This window comes from Burkholderia sp. B21-005, from assembly GCF_020843965.1.
GTDB classification, from domain to species: domain Bacteria; phylum Pseudomonadota; class Gammaproteobacteria; order Burkholderiales; family Burkholderiaceae; genus Burkholderia; species Burkholderia ambifaria.
On sequence record NZ_CP086302.1, the window covers coordinates 555,112 to 569,926 of the forward strand.

At 60.0% G+C, this 14,815-nt stretch carries 8 protein-coding genes; all 8 read left to right on the plus strand.

Annotation, left to right across the window (positions count from 1 at the left end):
- The first annotated feature begins 8 nt into the window (after positions 1–8).
- The 8 genes from LMA02_RS18900 (at position 9) to tssF (ending at position 14,805) form a co-directional block, all read left to right on the plus strand.
- The gene (locus LMA02_RS18900; RefSeq protein WP_228909322.1) at positions 9–2,348 is read left to right on the plus strand and encodes a type VI secretion system Vgr family protein; all 2,340 of its coding nucleotides are present in this window, start codon (positions 9–11) and stop codon (positions 2,346–2,348) included.
- A 9-nt stretch (positions 2,349–2,357) separates the two neighbouring features.
- Positions 2,358–4,985 carry a glycoside hydrolase family 19 protein gene (locus tag LMA02_RS18905; protein WP_228909324.1) on the plus strand — a complete coding sequence of 876 codons (2,628 nt, stop codon included), beginning with the start codon at positions 2,358–2,360 and terminating at the stop codon, positions 4,983–4,985.
- A gap of 34 nt (positions 4,986–5,019) precedes the next feature.
- The gene (locus tag LMA02_RS18910; RefSeq protein WP_228909326.1) at positions 5,020–5,544 is read left to right on the plus strand and encodes a hypothetical protein; all 525 of its coding nucleotides are present in this window, start codon (positions 5,020–5,022) and stop codon (positions 5,542–5,544) included.
- Positions 5,545–6,083: 539 nt separating this feature from the next.
- Positions 6,084–6,338 carry a PAAR domain-containing protein gene (locus tag LMA02_RS18915; protein WP_228909328.1) on the plus strand — a complete coding sequence of 85 codons (255 nt, stop codon included), beginning with the start codon at positions 6,084–6,086 and terminating at the stop codon, positions 6,336–6,338.
- A gap of 66 nt (positions 6,339–6,404) precedes the next feature.
- Positions 6,405–7,577, plus strand: coding sequence for a hypothetical protein (locus tag LMA02_RS18920; protein WP_228909329.1), 1,173 nt, complete (start codon positions 6,405–6,407; stop codon positions 7,575–7,577).
- Entirely contained in the window at positions 7,574–11,389 is a 3,816-nt protein-coding gene (locus LMA02_RS18925) for an ImcF-related family protein (RefSeq protein ID WP_228909332.1), read from the plus strand. The genes LMA02_RS18920 and LMA02_RS18925 overlap by 4 nt, the downstream gene beginning before the upstream one ends.
- 8 nt (positions 11,390–11,397) lie before the next feature.
- Positions 11,398–12,981, plus strand: a complete 1,584-nt coding sequence (gene tssA / locus LMA02_RS18930) for a type VI secretion system protein TssA (RefSeq protein ID WP_228909334.1) — start codon at positions 11,398–11,400, stop codon at positions 12,979–12,981.
- Positions 12,982–12,990: 9 nt separating this feature from the next.
- Complete coding sequence (tssF, locus tag LMA02_RS18935; protein WP_228909336.1) at positions 12,991–14,805, plus strand: type VI secretion system baseplate subunit TssF; 1,815 nt, start codon at positions 12,991–12,993, stop codon at positions 14,803–14,805.
- Positions 14,806–14,815: the final 10 nt, after the last annotated feature.

The window sequence follows — 14,815 nt, forward strand, 5'->3', positions numbered from 1 at the left end:
GAGAGTCCATGTCGATGATTTTGCCTACGCAGGCTTATGAATTGAAGCTGGCGCCGCACCCGGCGCCGACGTCCGTGCTCAGCTTCACGGGCCGGGACGCCGTGAGCGAGTTGTACCGCTACGACATCGAATTCACGAGCCCGGTGGTCGGTATTCCAATGGATCAGGTGGTCGGTCGCCCGGCAAAATTCATCGTCGCGCCGGTCGATCCGAACATGGACTATCTGCGCAGAATGTTCGGCGAGAACACGGAGCAATTCAGCAAGATGCCGCCGGCCTATACGATTCACGGCGTCATCACGGAGTTCGACGAGCTCGACACCTCGGCCGATCAGACACACTATCGGGTCCGGCTGGAGCCCAAGCTCGCTGATTTGAACAGGGGCGTGACGAGCCGGTTGTTCCAGAAGCAGTCGATCGAGGAGATCGTGACCGACACGCTGCGCCATTATGGCTACCGGGCCGGGGTCGATTTCCAGTTCCAGTTGCGCGGTCAGTACAAGCGCCGCGAGTACGTGACCCAGTATCACGAAACGACGTTTTCCGTTATTCAGCGAATCTGCGCCGAGGAAGGGCTCTGGTTTCGCTGGGAGCAGCAGAAGGATTATGCGGTGCTCGTGTTTGGCGACGATCTGGACGCCTATGCGCGCAAGCAGCGCACCGTGTCGCACCGGCGCGACTCAGGGCTCGAGAGTTCGGGCATGGACGCGATCAAGACGCTCGAGAAGCGGACTCGGCGCGTGCCGGAAGCCGTACGGTTGCACGATTACAAGCACCGTGAGGCGGGTGTGTCGCTGCTAGTCGAGGAAAATGCCGCACGCGACGACAAGACGACGAGCGGCATCGATTACCAGTGGGGCGAGCACTACGAGACGCCGGAAGAGGGCAAGAGCGTCGCCCGTCGGCGCCACGAGGAATACCTGACCAACCAGATCACCTTCAGAGGTACCGGAAATCCGTTCTGGCTCGAGGCGGGCGAAGTCATGCGGCTGGCGCCGCATTCGGTCGATGCGAAGCACGGGATTTTCGTCACGGCGGTGGAGTCGCAAGGCGGGCGCGACCAATCGTACTGGGTGACCTTCGAGGGGATTCCGTCAGACCGCGTATGGCGCACGCCGGTTGCATCGATCGAGCAACCGATCATTGACGGTATCCTGCCGGCCCGGATTACGTCACCTGGCGATTACAAATACGCGTACCTGACCGAGCAGGGCTGGTATGTGATCAAGCTGCCGTTCGATCTCGATGAGTGGAGCCCGGGCGGAACCAGCCGGCCGGTGCGGTTCGCGAAACCGTATTGCGGCGACAACTATGGGCATCACTTCCCGCTGATTGACGGTGCGGAGGTGGCGGTTGTCTTCACGCAGGGGGATCCTGACCGACCCGTGATCGTCGGGGCCATGCACGACAGCCTGCATCCCGATCTCGTCACCAGTCAGAACCATACCCGGAATCTGATCCGAACCGCCGCGCAGAATGAACTGCGGATGGAAGACAAGGAAGGTGTAGAGCACGTCCATCTGACGACGCCGTTTGAGGCGAGTGAGCTGAACCTCGGTCACATGGTCGACGGAGATCGCAAGGATCGCGGGCGGGGTGTCGAGTTGCGCACCGACGGGCCAGCGGCAATTCGGGGATCGAAGGGTGTGTTGGTGACTGCGGAGGGACAGCCCGGCGCCGCGGGACAGCAGCTCGACATGCAGGACGCCGACACGACGCTCGAGCAGGCCGAACAAATCCTGAATGCGCTTAACGACTCGGCGAACGCTGCGAAAGCGCTGCAGGCTGACATCGATCAACAGCGCGTACTGATCCAGCAAAAGCTCAAGCAGCTTCAGAAACCCGTCATTGTTGCGACAGCTCCCGATGGCGTCGGGATTGTCAGTGGTCAGCAGATGCAGCTTGCCGCCCGCAAGCAAATGTTCGTGACCGCCGGCGACGGGCTCGACATCGGCGTGATGAAGCGTATCGCGGTAGCGGCCGGCGAGGCGATCTCGCTTTTTGCGGCAAAGCTCGGGATTCGAATCTTTGCCACGAAGGGCAAGGTCCAGGTACAGGCACAGTCCGACGCGATGGAACTGATGTCGATGCAGGACATGGCAGTCAGTTCGTCGGATGGCGAAGTAATCATCACCGGCCGCAAAGGTGTCACGCTCGGCGATGGATCGGGCGCTTACATCAAGTTGTCGGGCGGCAAGATCATCCTCGGGAGTCCGGCCGGAGAAATCGAGGCCAAGGGAAATCTGACGATCGACGACCCTGACGGCGGTAGTTTCAAATTTCCGACTTGGGCCGCGGCGCCCGTCAGCGACGTGCAGACTGCAACGAACTTCGGATTTTCGGAATAACGAACAACCATGGCAAACCCACCCCCACCGAAGAAGCCACAATCCCCCACGCCGGCACCGGCCAAGCTGAAGCCGTTACCGTTCGCCTTTCCATTCCTGCGAAAGGGAAGGGGAAAGACCGACGCTTCCGTGCAATTCACAGGCGAGCACGAAATCTATCGCCTGCTTGCCGAACGTGAGCCGTCAGGGGCGTATCTCGTGAGCCGTAAGGGAATGTGGCATGGCGGCATTCACGTTACGGAGGCGTGCGCCGGACAATCGCTCGATCTTGACGCGGGCTTGCGCTGCATCGCCGACGGCACACTGATTGCATTTCGCGCCAACAAGACCTATCCGATCAGCGAAATCGGTGGGGCGGGAAGTGAATCACCGGTTCAGGCACCGTACAGTACCGGCTTCGCACTCGTGCAGCACACGATGGAGTTCCCACAGGGCGCGAAGCTGACGTTTTACAGCCTGTACATGCACCTGATGTCATTGGAGGACTACGCCAATTTCCCGAAGCGGAGCAAGCCGGCGTACTGGCCGCGGCAGTGGCGGGTCACTCAGCATGCGCAGGACAAACCTTCGTCTGGTCGAAACGGTCAGGTTCCGGATTCGTCGCAGCAAGGGTTACGGGTTCGTAAAAGCTACCCACGTGGCGAGATCGTTGGCATCCTGCCGCAGGGGGCAAGCGTTAGCATCGGCAAGCGGGAGAAGAACTGGGGCCAAGTAACCGATCTGCACGGAGCATCACTGGTTCCACCCGAAGCCGGTGGCTATGCCGAGCTGGTCCGCGCCGTTGGTGGCTGGGTTTTTATGGGCCAAGAGAACGGCGGACCAACCGTCGAGGAGGTCATCGAGGATTCGATGTTCGACCGGGTGATCGTCACGATAGAACAGACTGGTCAGTCGGGAGATTCACGAGGAATCAGAGGCGGGATCCCGCTCAAAGCTGGCGACCCGATCGGCCACCTCGGTCGCTACGATTCGCTGAACGAATGCACGTCCGGCACAAGGATGGCGCACATCGAGGTGTTCTGTGACGACGGTATCGAGTCGTTCCTCGAGCAAGGTCGAGCGTGGGTCAATCAACACGGTTCGCACAAGGAAGACTGGTCGGTATTGGGCCTGCCCTCCGAGCCGACGATTCTTCGGGTTGCACCGGGTACGGTGCTATATCAACGCCAGGACAAGAAATTGGTTCCTGGAGTTGACCCGCAGTCAAGAAAGACTGACACAGTTCAGGTGTATTCGCTTGCCGAACTGGCACGCAAATCAGAACGACGAGTCGCCGAGCCGAAGCCAAACCCCAATCCAGGCTACCCAGTGAACTGGTGGCACGTCGAGGGTGTGAATGCTCAAGGTCAACAAATCGACGGCTGGGTTTGCGACTTCAACCACCCGAGCGGCCGGGTGACGCGGGAATTTGCGCAGAAGTGGATCGACTTCGAGTGCCTGGCGGACGCCCATGATCCGGCGCATACGATCTTTGCAACAACCCCGAAGTGGGTTGATTATGCGAGCGGCGCCAACGTTGCCGACGTCTCTTCGCGTTCGAATCTTAGCCCATTGATGCTCAAGGTGTATGACGCTTTGTTCACGAAAGGCGATGGCAAGAAAGCGGCTGACGAACTATGCACGCTGTCGCGAACGGAGCGCGACGGGTATCCGTGGTTGATGCTGGCGGCATCCCGGCTGATCGTCAAGCACCAAAGTGAGTGGGCGAATCCGTCGAAGTGGAAGCAGCTGATCGCCGAACTGGAGAAGCAGACGGGCCTCAAGCCGCAGCACGAGGAAGAGCAGAAGCGGATCGATAAGCTTGCATGGTGGGATGACTTGAAGGCCCATGTCCCAGGTTTTCCTGCCCCCGATGTATTCCATGTCAATCCAATTGGCTTAATCGCGAATTTTTCACCCGAACTGGAAATTATCACACTTGAGATGCTTGCGGCAGTTGATCCACGTGGCAGTCAAAATTATCATAGGCAGATCCTTCCTGCACTCAATAAGTACGCGAAAGGATATCGGGTCACTACGCCAAAGAGAATTGCTCATTTTCTCTCACAAATCGCCGTCGAGAGTAGTTTTAAGAATATCGAAGAAGGACTTTCATATCCTTCAAAGCGAATGAAGGAGATTTTCGGATGCAATCCTGCTCCCAAAGGCAAGGAAGTGTATAGCGAAGTATCAGGCGATATTGTTTGCAATTTCGGTCGGCGGCGGGAGAAATTGTGGACTGAAACAAGCAAGTACGAAAGTAATCCAAAAAATCTTGCCAGCTATGTTTATGCTGATCGATATAAAAATGGAAACGAGGAGTCCGGAGACGGGTATAAATATCGCGGCAGAGGTCTTATACAGACGACATTTAAAAGCAACTACATGATGCTTACGGATGAGCATAATCGCCGCTTCCCGGATGATCAACGTGACTTCGTGGAAAATCCAGATCTCGTTCTTAGCGATTTGGAGTATGGGATCGAATCTGCTTTTGTTTACTGGGCCGTCACTAAAAATGTTAACGGAATTGCGGATTCTGGGAATGTCCTCGCGGTTTCGAAAGCGGTAAACGGCGGGAAGATCGGCTATTCAGAGCGCTTAACAGCCTACAACAACGTGGCGCCAATTCTTGGGCTACAAAAGGAGGTGGCGTAAAATGTTTATTTCTAGGTTGTTAGTGGCGAGCGTGATGTCGCTCTTTCTCTCGCTTAACGCATATGGAGTTGAAGCTATCTCGGGTTGCCCGCCGGCAAATACTAAGAAAAATGTGTTTGATGCGTCGGTGTTGGAAGGGAATTCGAGAGTTTCCATCGAAAACGGCACGGCCGAATATCCGCTCGTTCTTGATTTCTATCGACCGATAAAGGGTGGGTGTAGAAAAATTGAATTCGCTCGATATTCGATTGAAGGAGGGGTGCCGACAGTTGAGTCGATATTTTTTATGGCTATTCATGGTCGCGTTAATGTGTTCTCCATTGTTGCATGGGATATAAACAATCGCGGCGATGGTACTTATGGGCGACTCTATCAGGTGTACGCCTATTTCTTTAATAACGATGGAATGTTAGTTGAAAATAGGTGCATCTCTGAAGACAACTCAATGACCGGAATTGAGGGATATGCCCAAGGCACGGAGTCGAAATTTAGATATAGAACGGCTTCTGATGTTAAGAAATACTGGCGAAGTAGACTGGGCAAACCTGTCAAACAATGACTAGAGAGAAGTATAGATCAATTGATGCGCACGCATCGAAATATAAAAGTGGATACCAAGTTTCACAGCCGCCAATCCTAGCCTATCTGGCGGAAGGTACCACATTTGACAATCTGCTCGCGTGCGACCCACCGAATGCAGGTAACAGAAGCGCTTATTCGAAACTACTTGTCCAATTACGAGGGGATGAAGACGCCGAAAACGCCGCCAAACTGAAGAAGATCCTGAGTGGTGACCGGAGTGGCACATCTATCCACGTAGCGCCAGTTGAGTCGGGCGCCTGGGCCGTCCATGCAGTGATTTCCAAGACGGCATATCTCTATGGAAAACCTGATAAATCATCAGTTACCAGATCCTACCTTGTGCAAGGTGATTCAGTATTGGTGAATAAATCTAGCTTGTCGCAGGGGTTTATGGCGTTAAGGTGTCGTCAGAAGAACGGAAACATTATCGAGAGATGGATTCATTGTGAAGATGTGAATGCGTGCTCCACAGGTAATTGAATCTTCGATTTTTAATTTCTTATCCAGGTATTCAAGGTGAAAAATCTCGCATATGAAGGTGACACAACGAGCCACGGCGGCACGATTCTGACCGGCTCCGATCGCATCAAGGTGAAGGGTCGGCGGGCCGCCCGTATCGGCGACAAGGTTTCATGCCCAATCCACGGCGACAACGAAATCGTCGAAGGCAGCGGAATGAGGGATGGCACCACGCCGCTGTCGCGCGACGGCGATCACACGCGGTGTGGGGCGAAACTCATTGCCTCGTCCAGCGGAGCCCGGGTTCGGTAAGCGATGCCTGTCGATTTCAATCGCGTGCCGCCACGGGGGGAGGTCCCGCCTCCACCTCAGATCTCTATGATTGTCTGGACGATCCTGCTGGCGCTCGTATTGGGCGCGGGAACTGGTCTGACGATCATGCTTTGGCCTGCGGGTCTTCCGACCAACACGCTATGGTTCTGGTTTTGCATCGCAGGTTATCCCCTTCTTGCTTGGGCTTTTTTGCTCTTCGCCTGGCTAGGCTACGGTTACGTCCGTCGCAATCAGGCGATTGCGACGAACCGCGTCAGCGATGAGGCAGAACACGCACGACTTGCATTAGCGAGCAGACCATTGGCGATACTGGGTCATGCGTGGTGTTTTGCCGTGGATGATTCGGAGAACTCGCTCAAGGGCATTCTGAACGGCACCGAACTTTCGACACGGCCAAGTGGTGCAGTCGCGGATAGTGAAGTCCATGCACGTTGGCTCGATATCCCCGATCAGCTTTTTCACCCCGGCAACGAAGTTGCGGAACATGCCCGCCATCATGCTGTATGTACGTGGCTGATTGAACGTCTGCTCGACGCTCTCCTGCCGCAACTCAGCGCTCTTCCGCAGCGAACGAAGCTCCAGGTCGAGTTTCATCATCAATCCAGGTTGAAATCCGAGGCGGTCGAAACGCGCATACGGGAATCGATTGCTGAACGGGTGCCTTCTCTAAAGATCGACCTGAAGCAGGGTGAGCATGCGTCCTCGCTTTTTAGAGCGGATACGTGGCTCGATAAGCCGGACGTCAATACGGTTCACCTGCTCATCGCCGTTGAACTTCGCGACGCCATTAGTGCTGTCCTGTCAGGAGGTGTAGCAGAGGCGGGCGTGGCCCTGCTCGTGGGGCACTCGCGACTTGCGTCACAGGTAAATTCCTTCGGGCTGTGGCTGCATCGTCCTGCCAAAGACTCGTTCGATGCTGCCACCCGGACGCTCGGACTCGCTGCCCGTTGGGGGCACGCTTCGCGTGACCGTTTGCGCACGGTGTGGACACACGGCCTGACCGATGACAGCGTAGGTGCGGTTCGGCGAGCCGCATCTTTTTCGGACGAGATGCGCTGGAACGTACTTGAGACGTTAGTGGGCGATTGTTCGGGCGCGGGACCCTGGCTGGCCGTCGCCCTTGCCGCGGAAAGTGCCGGTACGACGGGTGATACGCAAATGGTGCTGTGCGGTGAAGGTCAGGATCTGATCGCCCTCGTTTGCAGAAAACAGACATGAACGACGACAAGAACGACAACAAGACACGACCGGCAGGCCTCTTCATTGGTATTGCTGCCGTCATCGTGTTCCTCGCGCTCGGTATTGCGGTATGGGTGGAGGGCCCTCGTTACGGGTGGTCTCGCGACACCCGGATCATCGTCGAGCTTTCGCTGTGTGTGGCCATGCTGGTGGTGGTCCTGCTGGTCAAGTACTTAGAAGGGGTACTGCTGTGGATCGCGTCGTTGAGAGCTTCCCGTTGGTTTGCCCGATACGACGCCGCCCGGCACGCAGGGTCTGTAGACCACGACGATCAAGACCCACTACCGGAACAAACCGACCGTGCTGCTGCGCTCCGCAATGCTCTACAGGATCGCCACGGCCGGCGCTGGCGCTATCGCGAACGATGGGTGCTGATCGCCGGCGATGAACCGCTCGTGAAGCGTCTGGCGCCGGGTCTGGTCGACACCGGCTTTGCGATCACCGGCGACACGGTCCTGCTGTACGCGAAGCAAACGAGCAGTATGCTCGATGCCGACTGGCTCGACCAGATTCGCCGCTTGCGCCGTCGTCGTCCGGTCGACGCGATTGTCGCGATAGCGCGTAAACGCGGTTCGTCCAATGCGCCGTTCGACACCGACAATCTGTCGCAGCGGCTGGCGCGCCACGCGCGCGCGTTGCGCTGGGCCGCGCCGGTCTATCTGCTCAATGTGACGGATTTCGGCCGTGACACGTCGAGTCCCGATGAGGCGATCGGTTTCACCTGGTCCAACGCGCGCGTCAGCATGGAAGCAATCGACGCGTCGTTGCAGAACCTCACCGACTACCTGGCCGATTCCGGTGTCGTGCGCGTGACGAAGGATGCAGGCGACCGTTATCCCGCGGAACTGTCCCAACACATTTCGAACTTTCGCAACGTGTTGTCGGGTCTGGTGCTGCAAACCTCGCGGTCGCGTACATGGCGGCACGCAGTCCACGGCCTCCTGTTCGCGCCGCTGTTCACGGAACGGGAACTGGCACCGCAAGTACCCGCCGACGCGAATGATGGCGGGCAACCGGCCGACCCGTCACACCGCACGATCTGGCATACCGTCGCCGAGCACAGCCGAAAGATTCACGGCCGCCGCGTCGGCTTTTCACTGTCGATCACGGCAGCCTGGATAACGGCCGCCCTGATCGGCTGCGGGTTCGTCGGCACGATGCTGTCCGGTTTCGCCAACCGTGCAACGATCGGAAGCGCAACGGATACGGCTGCGAAGCTCACCGGGCCCCTGAACCCGACGCAGTCGCTGCAAACGCTCACCGACCTCGGCCGGGAAATGGATACGCTCGAAATCCACCAGCGTACCGGTGCGCCTTTGATCGCCCGTTTCGGCTTGAACCGCGACCACGCGCTGCTCGACGCCCTTTGGCCTTACTACGCCGGTGCCGCGAACCGCATCCTCGTCGGCCCGATTCGCCAGAAGCTCGACGCGAGGCTGCATCAGCTTGCGTCCCTGTCCGACGCGGAAATCGCCAGCGGCGGCGATGCTCAGGTACAGGCCGCTTACGATACGCTCAAGGCCTACATGATGCTCGCCAAACCCGAGCGGGCAGTAGCTGCATTCCTGATCCCGCAACTTGTCGCGACGTCTGCACCCGAACGCCCGACTAATTCGCAGCTGTCGAAGGGCAGCTGGGAAGACCTGCGTCAGCAAGCGATCGCGTTCTTCGCCAACCACGTTGGACGTGGCGCTGCATCCAGTCAGGCCGCGTTGGCGATTGTTCCGGATAGCAACCTGATCGCGTCTACCCGACAGACGATCATCGGTGTCCGAGGTATTCAGAACTCCGGGGATGCAATCTACCAGCAGATCATCGACGAAGCGACGCCGAAATACCCGCCGCTATCACTCGCGACGTTGCTCGGGGACGCGGCATCGCAATCCTCTGCCGGCGGTGCAACGAGCCGGGGCCTGTTCGGCACGACTGCCACGGTACCGGGCGTATTCACGCGTGCAGCATGGGAAGAGCGAATCTCGAAGGCAATCGACGAAGCCGGCGAGCAACGCGATGTGGCGAGCGATTGGGTACTCTCCGACACCAAGGTTGCCAATGCATCTCCGTCGACATTGAAGGCCGAACTGCGTCAGCGCTATTTCGACGACTACGCGCGGGCATGGGCGCTCTTCCTCAATAGCCTGCGCTGGCAACCTGCACCGACGCTGTCGGCTACGGCCGACCAGTTGACGCTGCTGGGCGATCCGCAACGCTCGCCGCTCGTCGCGTTGATGAATGCGATCGTGTATCAGGCGGGAACGGGAGCCAACGCGCAGTCGCTGTCCGACACGCTGATCAGCAAGGCGCAGCAACTGGTCGGTACGGACGAAAAGGATCCGTCGAAGCAGGCCAAGCCTCAGCTGGCGCCGCTTGCCGCCGCATTCGGCCCGATCCTGCGTCTGACCGGTAGCGATTTCGCTTCCGGGGCGCCGTCCGGCAGCAAGGGGCACACCCCGCTGGCAGCAACCGGCGACCTGAGCCTGGCACGCTATCTGGAGCGGATCACGGCGATGCGCCTGAAGACATCGCAGATCGTCTCCAGCCCGGATCCGGACGCGATCGCACGTCTGGCCGCGCAATCCGTGCTGCAAGGCAAGACGTCCGATATCGCCGACAGCCGCGATTACGCGAGTCGTGTCGCTGCGAGCCTCGGTGAACAATGGTCCGGGTTTGGCGCATTGTTCCGCGCGCCGTTCGATCAGTCATGGCAGGTCATCGTGCAGCCGGCCGCATCGAGCCTGAACGAGATGTGGCGCACCGCGATCCTCGCCGACTGGAACAAGACCTTCGGCGGCCGCTATCCGTTCGCGGATTCCGACAACGACGCATCGCTACCCGAGATGGCGCGCTTCATGCGTCCGGACAGCGGCGTGATCGCGCAGTTCGTGACGTCGCAACTGGCTGGTGTCGTCGAACGGCAGGGGGACCGGTGGGTCGCCGCGCAGGGAGCCGATTCCGGCGCATTGACGATCGATCCGGCTTTCCTCAACGGTCTGAACAAGCTCACGCGCACATCGACGGTCCTGTTTCCGTCGGGCGACGCGCGCGTGCGCTATGAACTGCGGGCCGAGCCGACGCCGGGCGTCACCGACATGAGATTCGTGCTGTCCGGCCGCGAACTGCATTACTTCAATCAGAAGCAGGAGTGGACACCGTTCGAATGGCCAGGACAGTCGCTCGAGAACCTGTCGCATATCGAATGGCAAACGGAGCAGGGCGGCTTGCGTACCGCGCTCGATTCGCAGGGGCGTTTCGGCCTCGTTCGATTGCTGGAGCGCGCGAATATCACACAGCAGGACAACGCCCGCTATCTGCTGACCTGGACGCCCGACACGAGCCAGGGCATTCCGCTCAAGGTGCAATTGCGCAGCGAAGCCGGCGGCGGTCCGCTCGACGTTCTCCAGTTGCGGAATTTCGCGTTGCCGACACGCGTTTTCGTGACGGGATCTCAGAGCGCAGGGCCTCGGGTGTCGACGATCGGCCCGCCACCGTTGCCGGCGTCGGCGATCGCGGCGGCGAAGCATGCGGCTGTGCCGTTGCCGCCGGGGCTTCCGGGCGGGAGCCCCTTGCCGGACGACACCATGCGGGCGTCGGCGGAGCAGGCCTCCGGTCAACGCACTGCGCTCGGCCTTGCTCGGGCGAAAGCGCGAACCGCCGAGCCTGGCCCGGCGACACAGACGAGCACGCCCAAGGCTGCGATTTCGCCGTTGGCGACCACGTCGGGGCGCTCCGATTCCTCCCCCCGTCCGTTTGGGCATGCCATCAGGCTGCCGAGTGACGTATTCGTTTTTTGAGACCTGCCATGACGCTTGCCAATTTTGTGAAGACACTCGTCGGGGGGCCCCGCATCGATTCGCTCCGGAAGGCACGGACGGATACCTGGGCCGCATGGGTCGCGCCGATACCCGGCGATTGCGCATGCGGGCGCGACCCCGGCTACGAAGACGCGTTCTTCGAACTGAAGGATGAAGCCGGCAAGCTGTCGGGAATCGATGACGGGCTGATCGTCCGCTTGTGCGAACACCTGCTCAAGGAGACCGGCAAGGATTTGCGCGTCGCCGGCTACTACGCGTTCGCGCGCCTGCGGCAGGACGGCCCGGCCGGGTTCGCCGACGGGCTTGAACTGGCTGCCGCGCTCGTCGACCGGTTTGGCGAAGCCGCTTTGCCCGCCCGTCACGAAGCGAAGAAGGCAGCGCTCGAAATGCTCGCGACTGCGCGCGTGATCGAGACGCTGGATAGTCGTGGTGACTTTGCGCCGGTTGATCTCGAACGCGCGTTGGCCGCGCTCGATGTGCTCGTGACGCATACGGCGGCATGGCCCGATGCCGCTCGCCCGAATCTGCAGTCGCTCGTTTCCCGCTTCGAGAAAAAGGAAGGGCCTGCACGCAGTGTCGATGTCGGCGTCGCGATGCCGCCTGTGACGGCCGCGGGAAAGACTTCGGCCGGACCGATCGCGTCAACGCGCGATCTGCTCGATCAGGCGCGAGCGATGTCGGCGTGGCTCAGGGATCAGGAAAACGGCTATTTGCCGTCGGTGCGGCTCGTGCGAAGCATTCGCTGGGACACCGTGCACGACGTGCCGCCATCGGATGCCGCGTCGCATACGCGTCTGGCGGCGCCGCGCGCCGAGTTGCGACAGCAGATGAAGCGCCTCGTTCTGCAGAAGCACTGGCACGAGTTGCTGGAGCGCGTCGAGGGTGCGTTCATGGAGGGCGTGAATCACCTGTGGTTCGACCTGCAGTATTTCCAGCACGTTGGGCTCGACCACGTCGGCACACCGTACAACGCGTGGCGCGAATTGCTGCGTACGGACTTTGCGCTGTTTCTCGAACGACTGCCGGGTATCGAACGGCTGGCATTCAGCGACGGCACGCCGTTCGCCGACGACACGACGCTCGAATGGATTGCCCGGCATGCGGTCGTGCGCGATCTGGAAGCGGGCGAGACGGTTGCGCCGCTGCCCGTTTCCGCGGATAGCGCGAGCGATGCGGCGGGCGACTGGCCGGAGATCGAAACCCAGGCTCGCGAACTGGCTGCCCGTGACGGTATCGAAACGGCCTTTGCGTGGCTCGAAGCGCTGCCCGGCATGAAAACCGATCGACATCGCTATTTACAGCGGCTCGTGATGGCCCGCCTGGCCGACCATGCCGGCCGTCACGATGCGGCGCTCGCACTCCTCGCAGAACTCGACGCAACGTCCCGTTCGCTGCCGTTGATGCGCTGGGAGCCGGCGCTGACGTTCGAGGTCAAGCAGCAACTGATCAAAGCACTGAAAGCGATGAGCAGCCGCAAGGACGCCGACAAGCAGGCGTTCGCACGCCGCATCGGCGAGCTGCATGCGGAACTCACGGTACTCGATCCCGCCCGCGCGTTGACCCTTTCGTAACGGATTCCCATGGACAACAACGATCCCATCCTGCGCTACTACGAAGCGGAAATGCGCTATTTGCGCGAATCCGGCAAGGAATTTGCGAAGGCGCATCCCGATCGCGCGCGCCTGCTCAATCTCGACCGCGTCGGCGATCGAGATCCGTACGTCGAGCGTCTTTTCGAAGGCTTTGCATTCCTGACGGGCCGGCTCCGGCAAAAGCTCGACGACGAACTACCCGAACTGACCGAAGGGCTCGTCAGCCTGTTGTGGCCTCACTATCTGCGGATGATTCCTTCGCTGTCGATCGTCGAACTGACGCCGTTCGCGGAGAAATTGCAGAAAACGATAGTCGTACCGGCTGGCGTGCCGGTGCGCTCCGCGCCAATCAACGTGCCGTCCGCGGGCGGCGCGGGCGGCGCGGCACCGCTGACCGTGCAATGTCTGTACCGGACCACGCAGGAGGTTGCGCTGCAGCCGGTGTCGCTCACGCATGCCGGACCGGCCGTGCGACACGACGGCCGATCAGTGATCCGCTTCGGCTTCACGTTGCAAGGATCCGCGCTGCGCAAGGAGACGGATCTGTCGCGGCTGCGGCTGCATTTGAACGCCGATTTGCCGACTGCATTCGCGATGCATCTTGCGCTGACGCGTCAGGTCGACGCGATTCACTGGCGCGTTCCGGAAATACGCGATGGCGAATCCGTGCCGCTGCCGGGCGTCACGATCGAGCCGGCGGGATTTTCGACGGAAGAACGGCTGTGGCCCAAAGCCGATGCGGCGTTCTCCGGATATCAGTTGCTGCTTGAATACTTCACGTTCCGCGAGAAATTCCTGTTCGTCGATCTGTGCGGCCTGGACATCACGAAGCTGCCTGAAAAATCGACCCGCTTTGAACTGGAGATCGTTCTGAAGGATGCCTATCCGTCGGATCAGCGATTCAGCGCGGACAACGTGCGACTGTTCTGTTCACCGGTGATCAACCTGTTCGAACTGGATGCCGAGCCGATCGAGATCGACCATCACGAAACCGAGTATCGCGTCGTGCCGGCCGGTCATCAGGGCGAGCATGTCGAAACGTATTCGGTCGATGCGATCGCGACGTTCGATCACGATACGGCTGAGCGATACGAATACGTGCCGTTCACGACTTTCCGGCACCGCGGCGGCATGCTGCGGCATGAGGCGCCGGAGCGCTATTTCCATACACGCGTGCGTCCTGGCGTATCGGGGCTGCACGAAATGTGGGTGATTCTCGGCGGTCATGCGTGGGAAACGATGGATACGCTGCCGGAGGAAAGCCTGTCGCTGCGCGTGACGGGCACGAACGGACTGCTGCCGCGCAAGGGGCTGCGGGAGGCGAGTCTCGACGAACTGGCGGCCAGCACGCCGAACGTCGCGAGCGTGCGCAATCTCGTGTCGCCGACGTTGCCGCTCCATCCGCCGACGGAAGATCGTTTCCAGTGGCGTGTGCTGTCGCATCTCGCGCCCAACTTCCTGTCGATGATGAACGCGGAGGTGCTGCGCGGCGCTTTGGCGCTGTACGACTGGACGAACGACGAACTGAACCGGCGGCGGCTCGCCGGCATCCTGCATGTGTCGCAGGAAATGATCGAGGAAGTGTCGGGCGGGGCGGTCGAGCGCGGCGTGCTGATCGAGGTCACGCTCGATGCGCATGCGTTCTCGGGCGAAGGCGACGTGATGCTGTTCGGCGAGTTGCTGCACCGGTTCTTCGGCGCATACGCGGAGATCAATCTGTTCACGAAGCTGGCGATCGTCAGCCTGCCGTCGCGGTTGCGGACGGAGTGGCCGCGCAGCAAGGCTCAGCGGGCACCGCTATGAGTGCATCGAT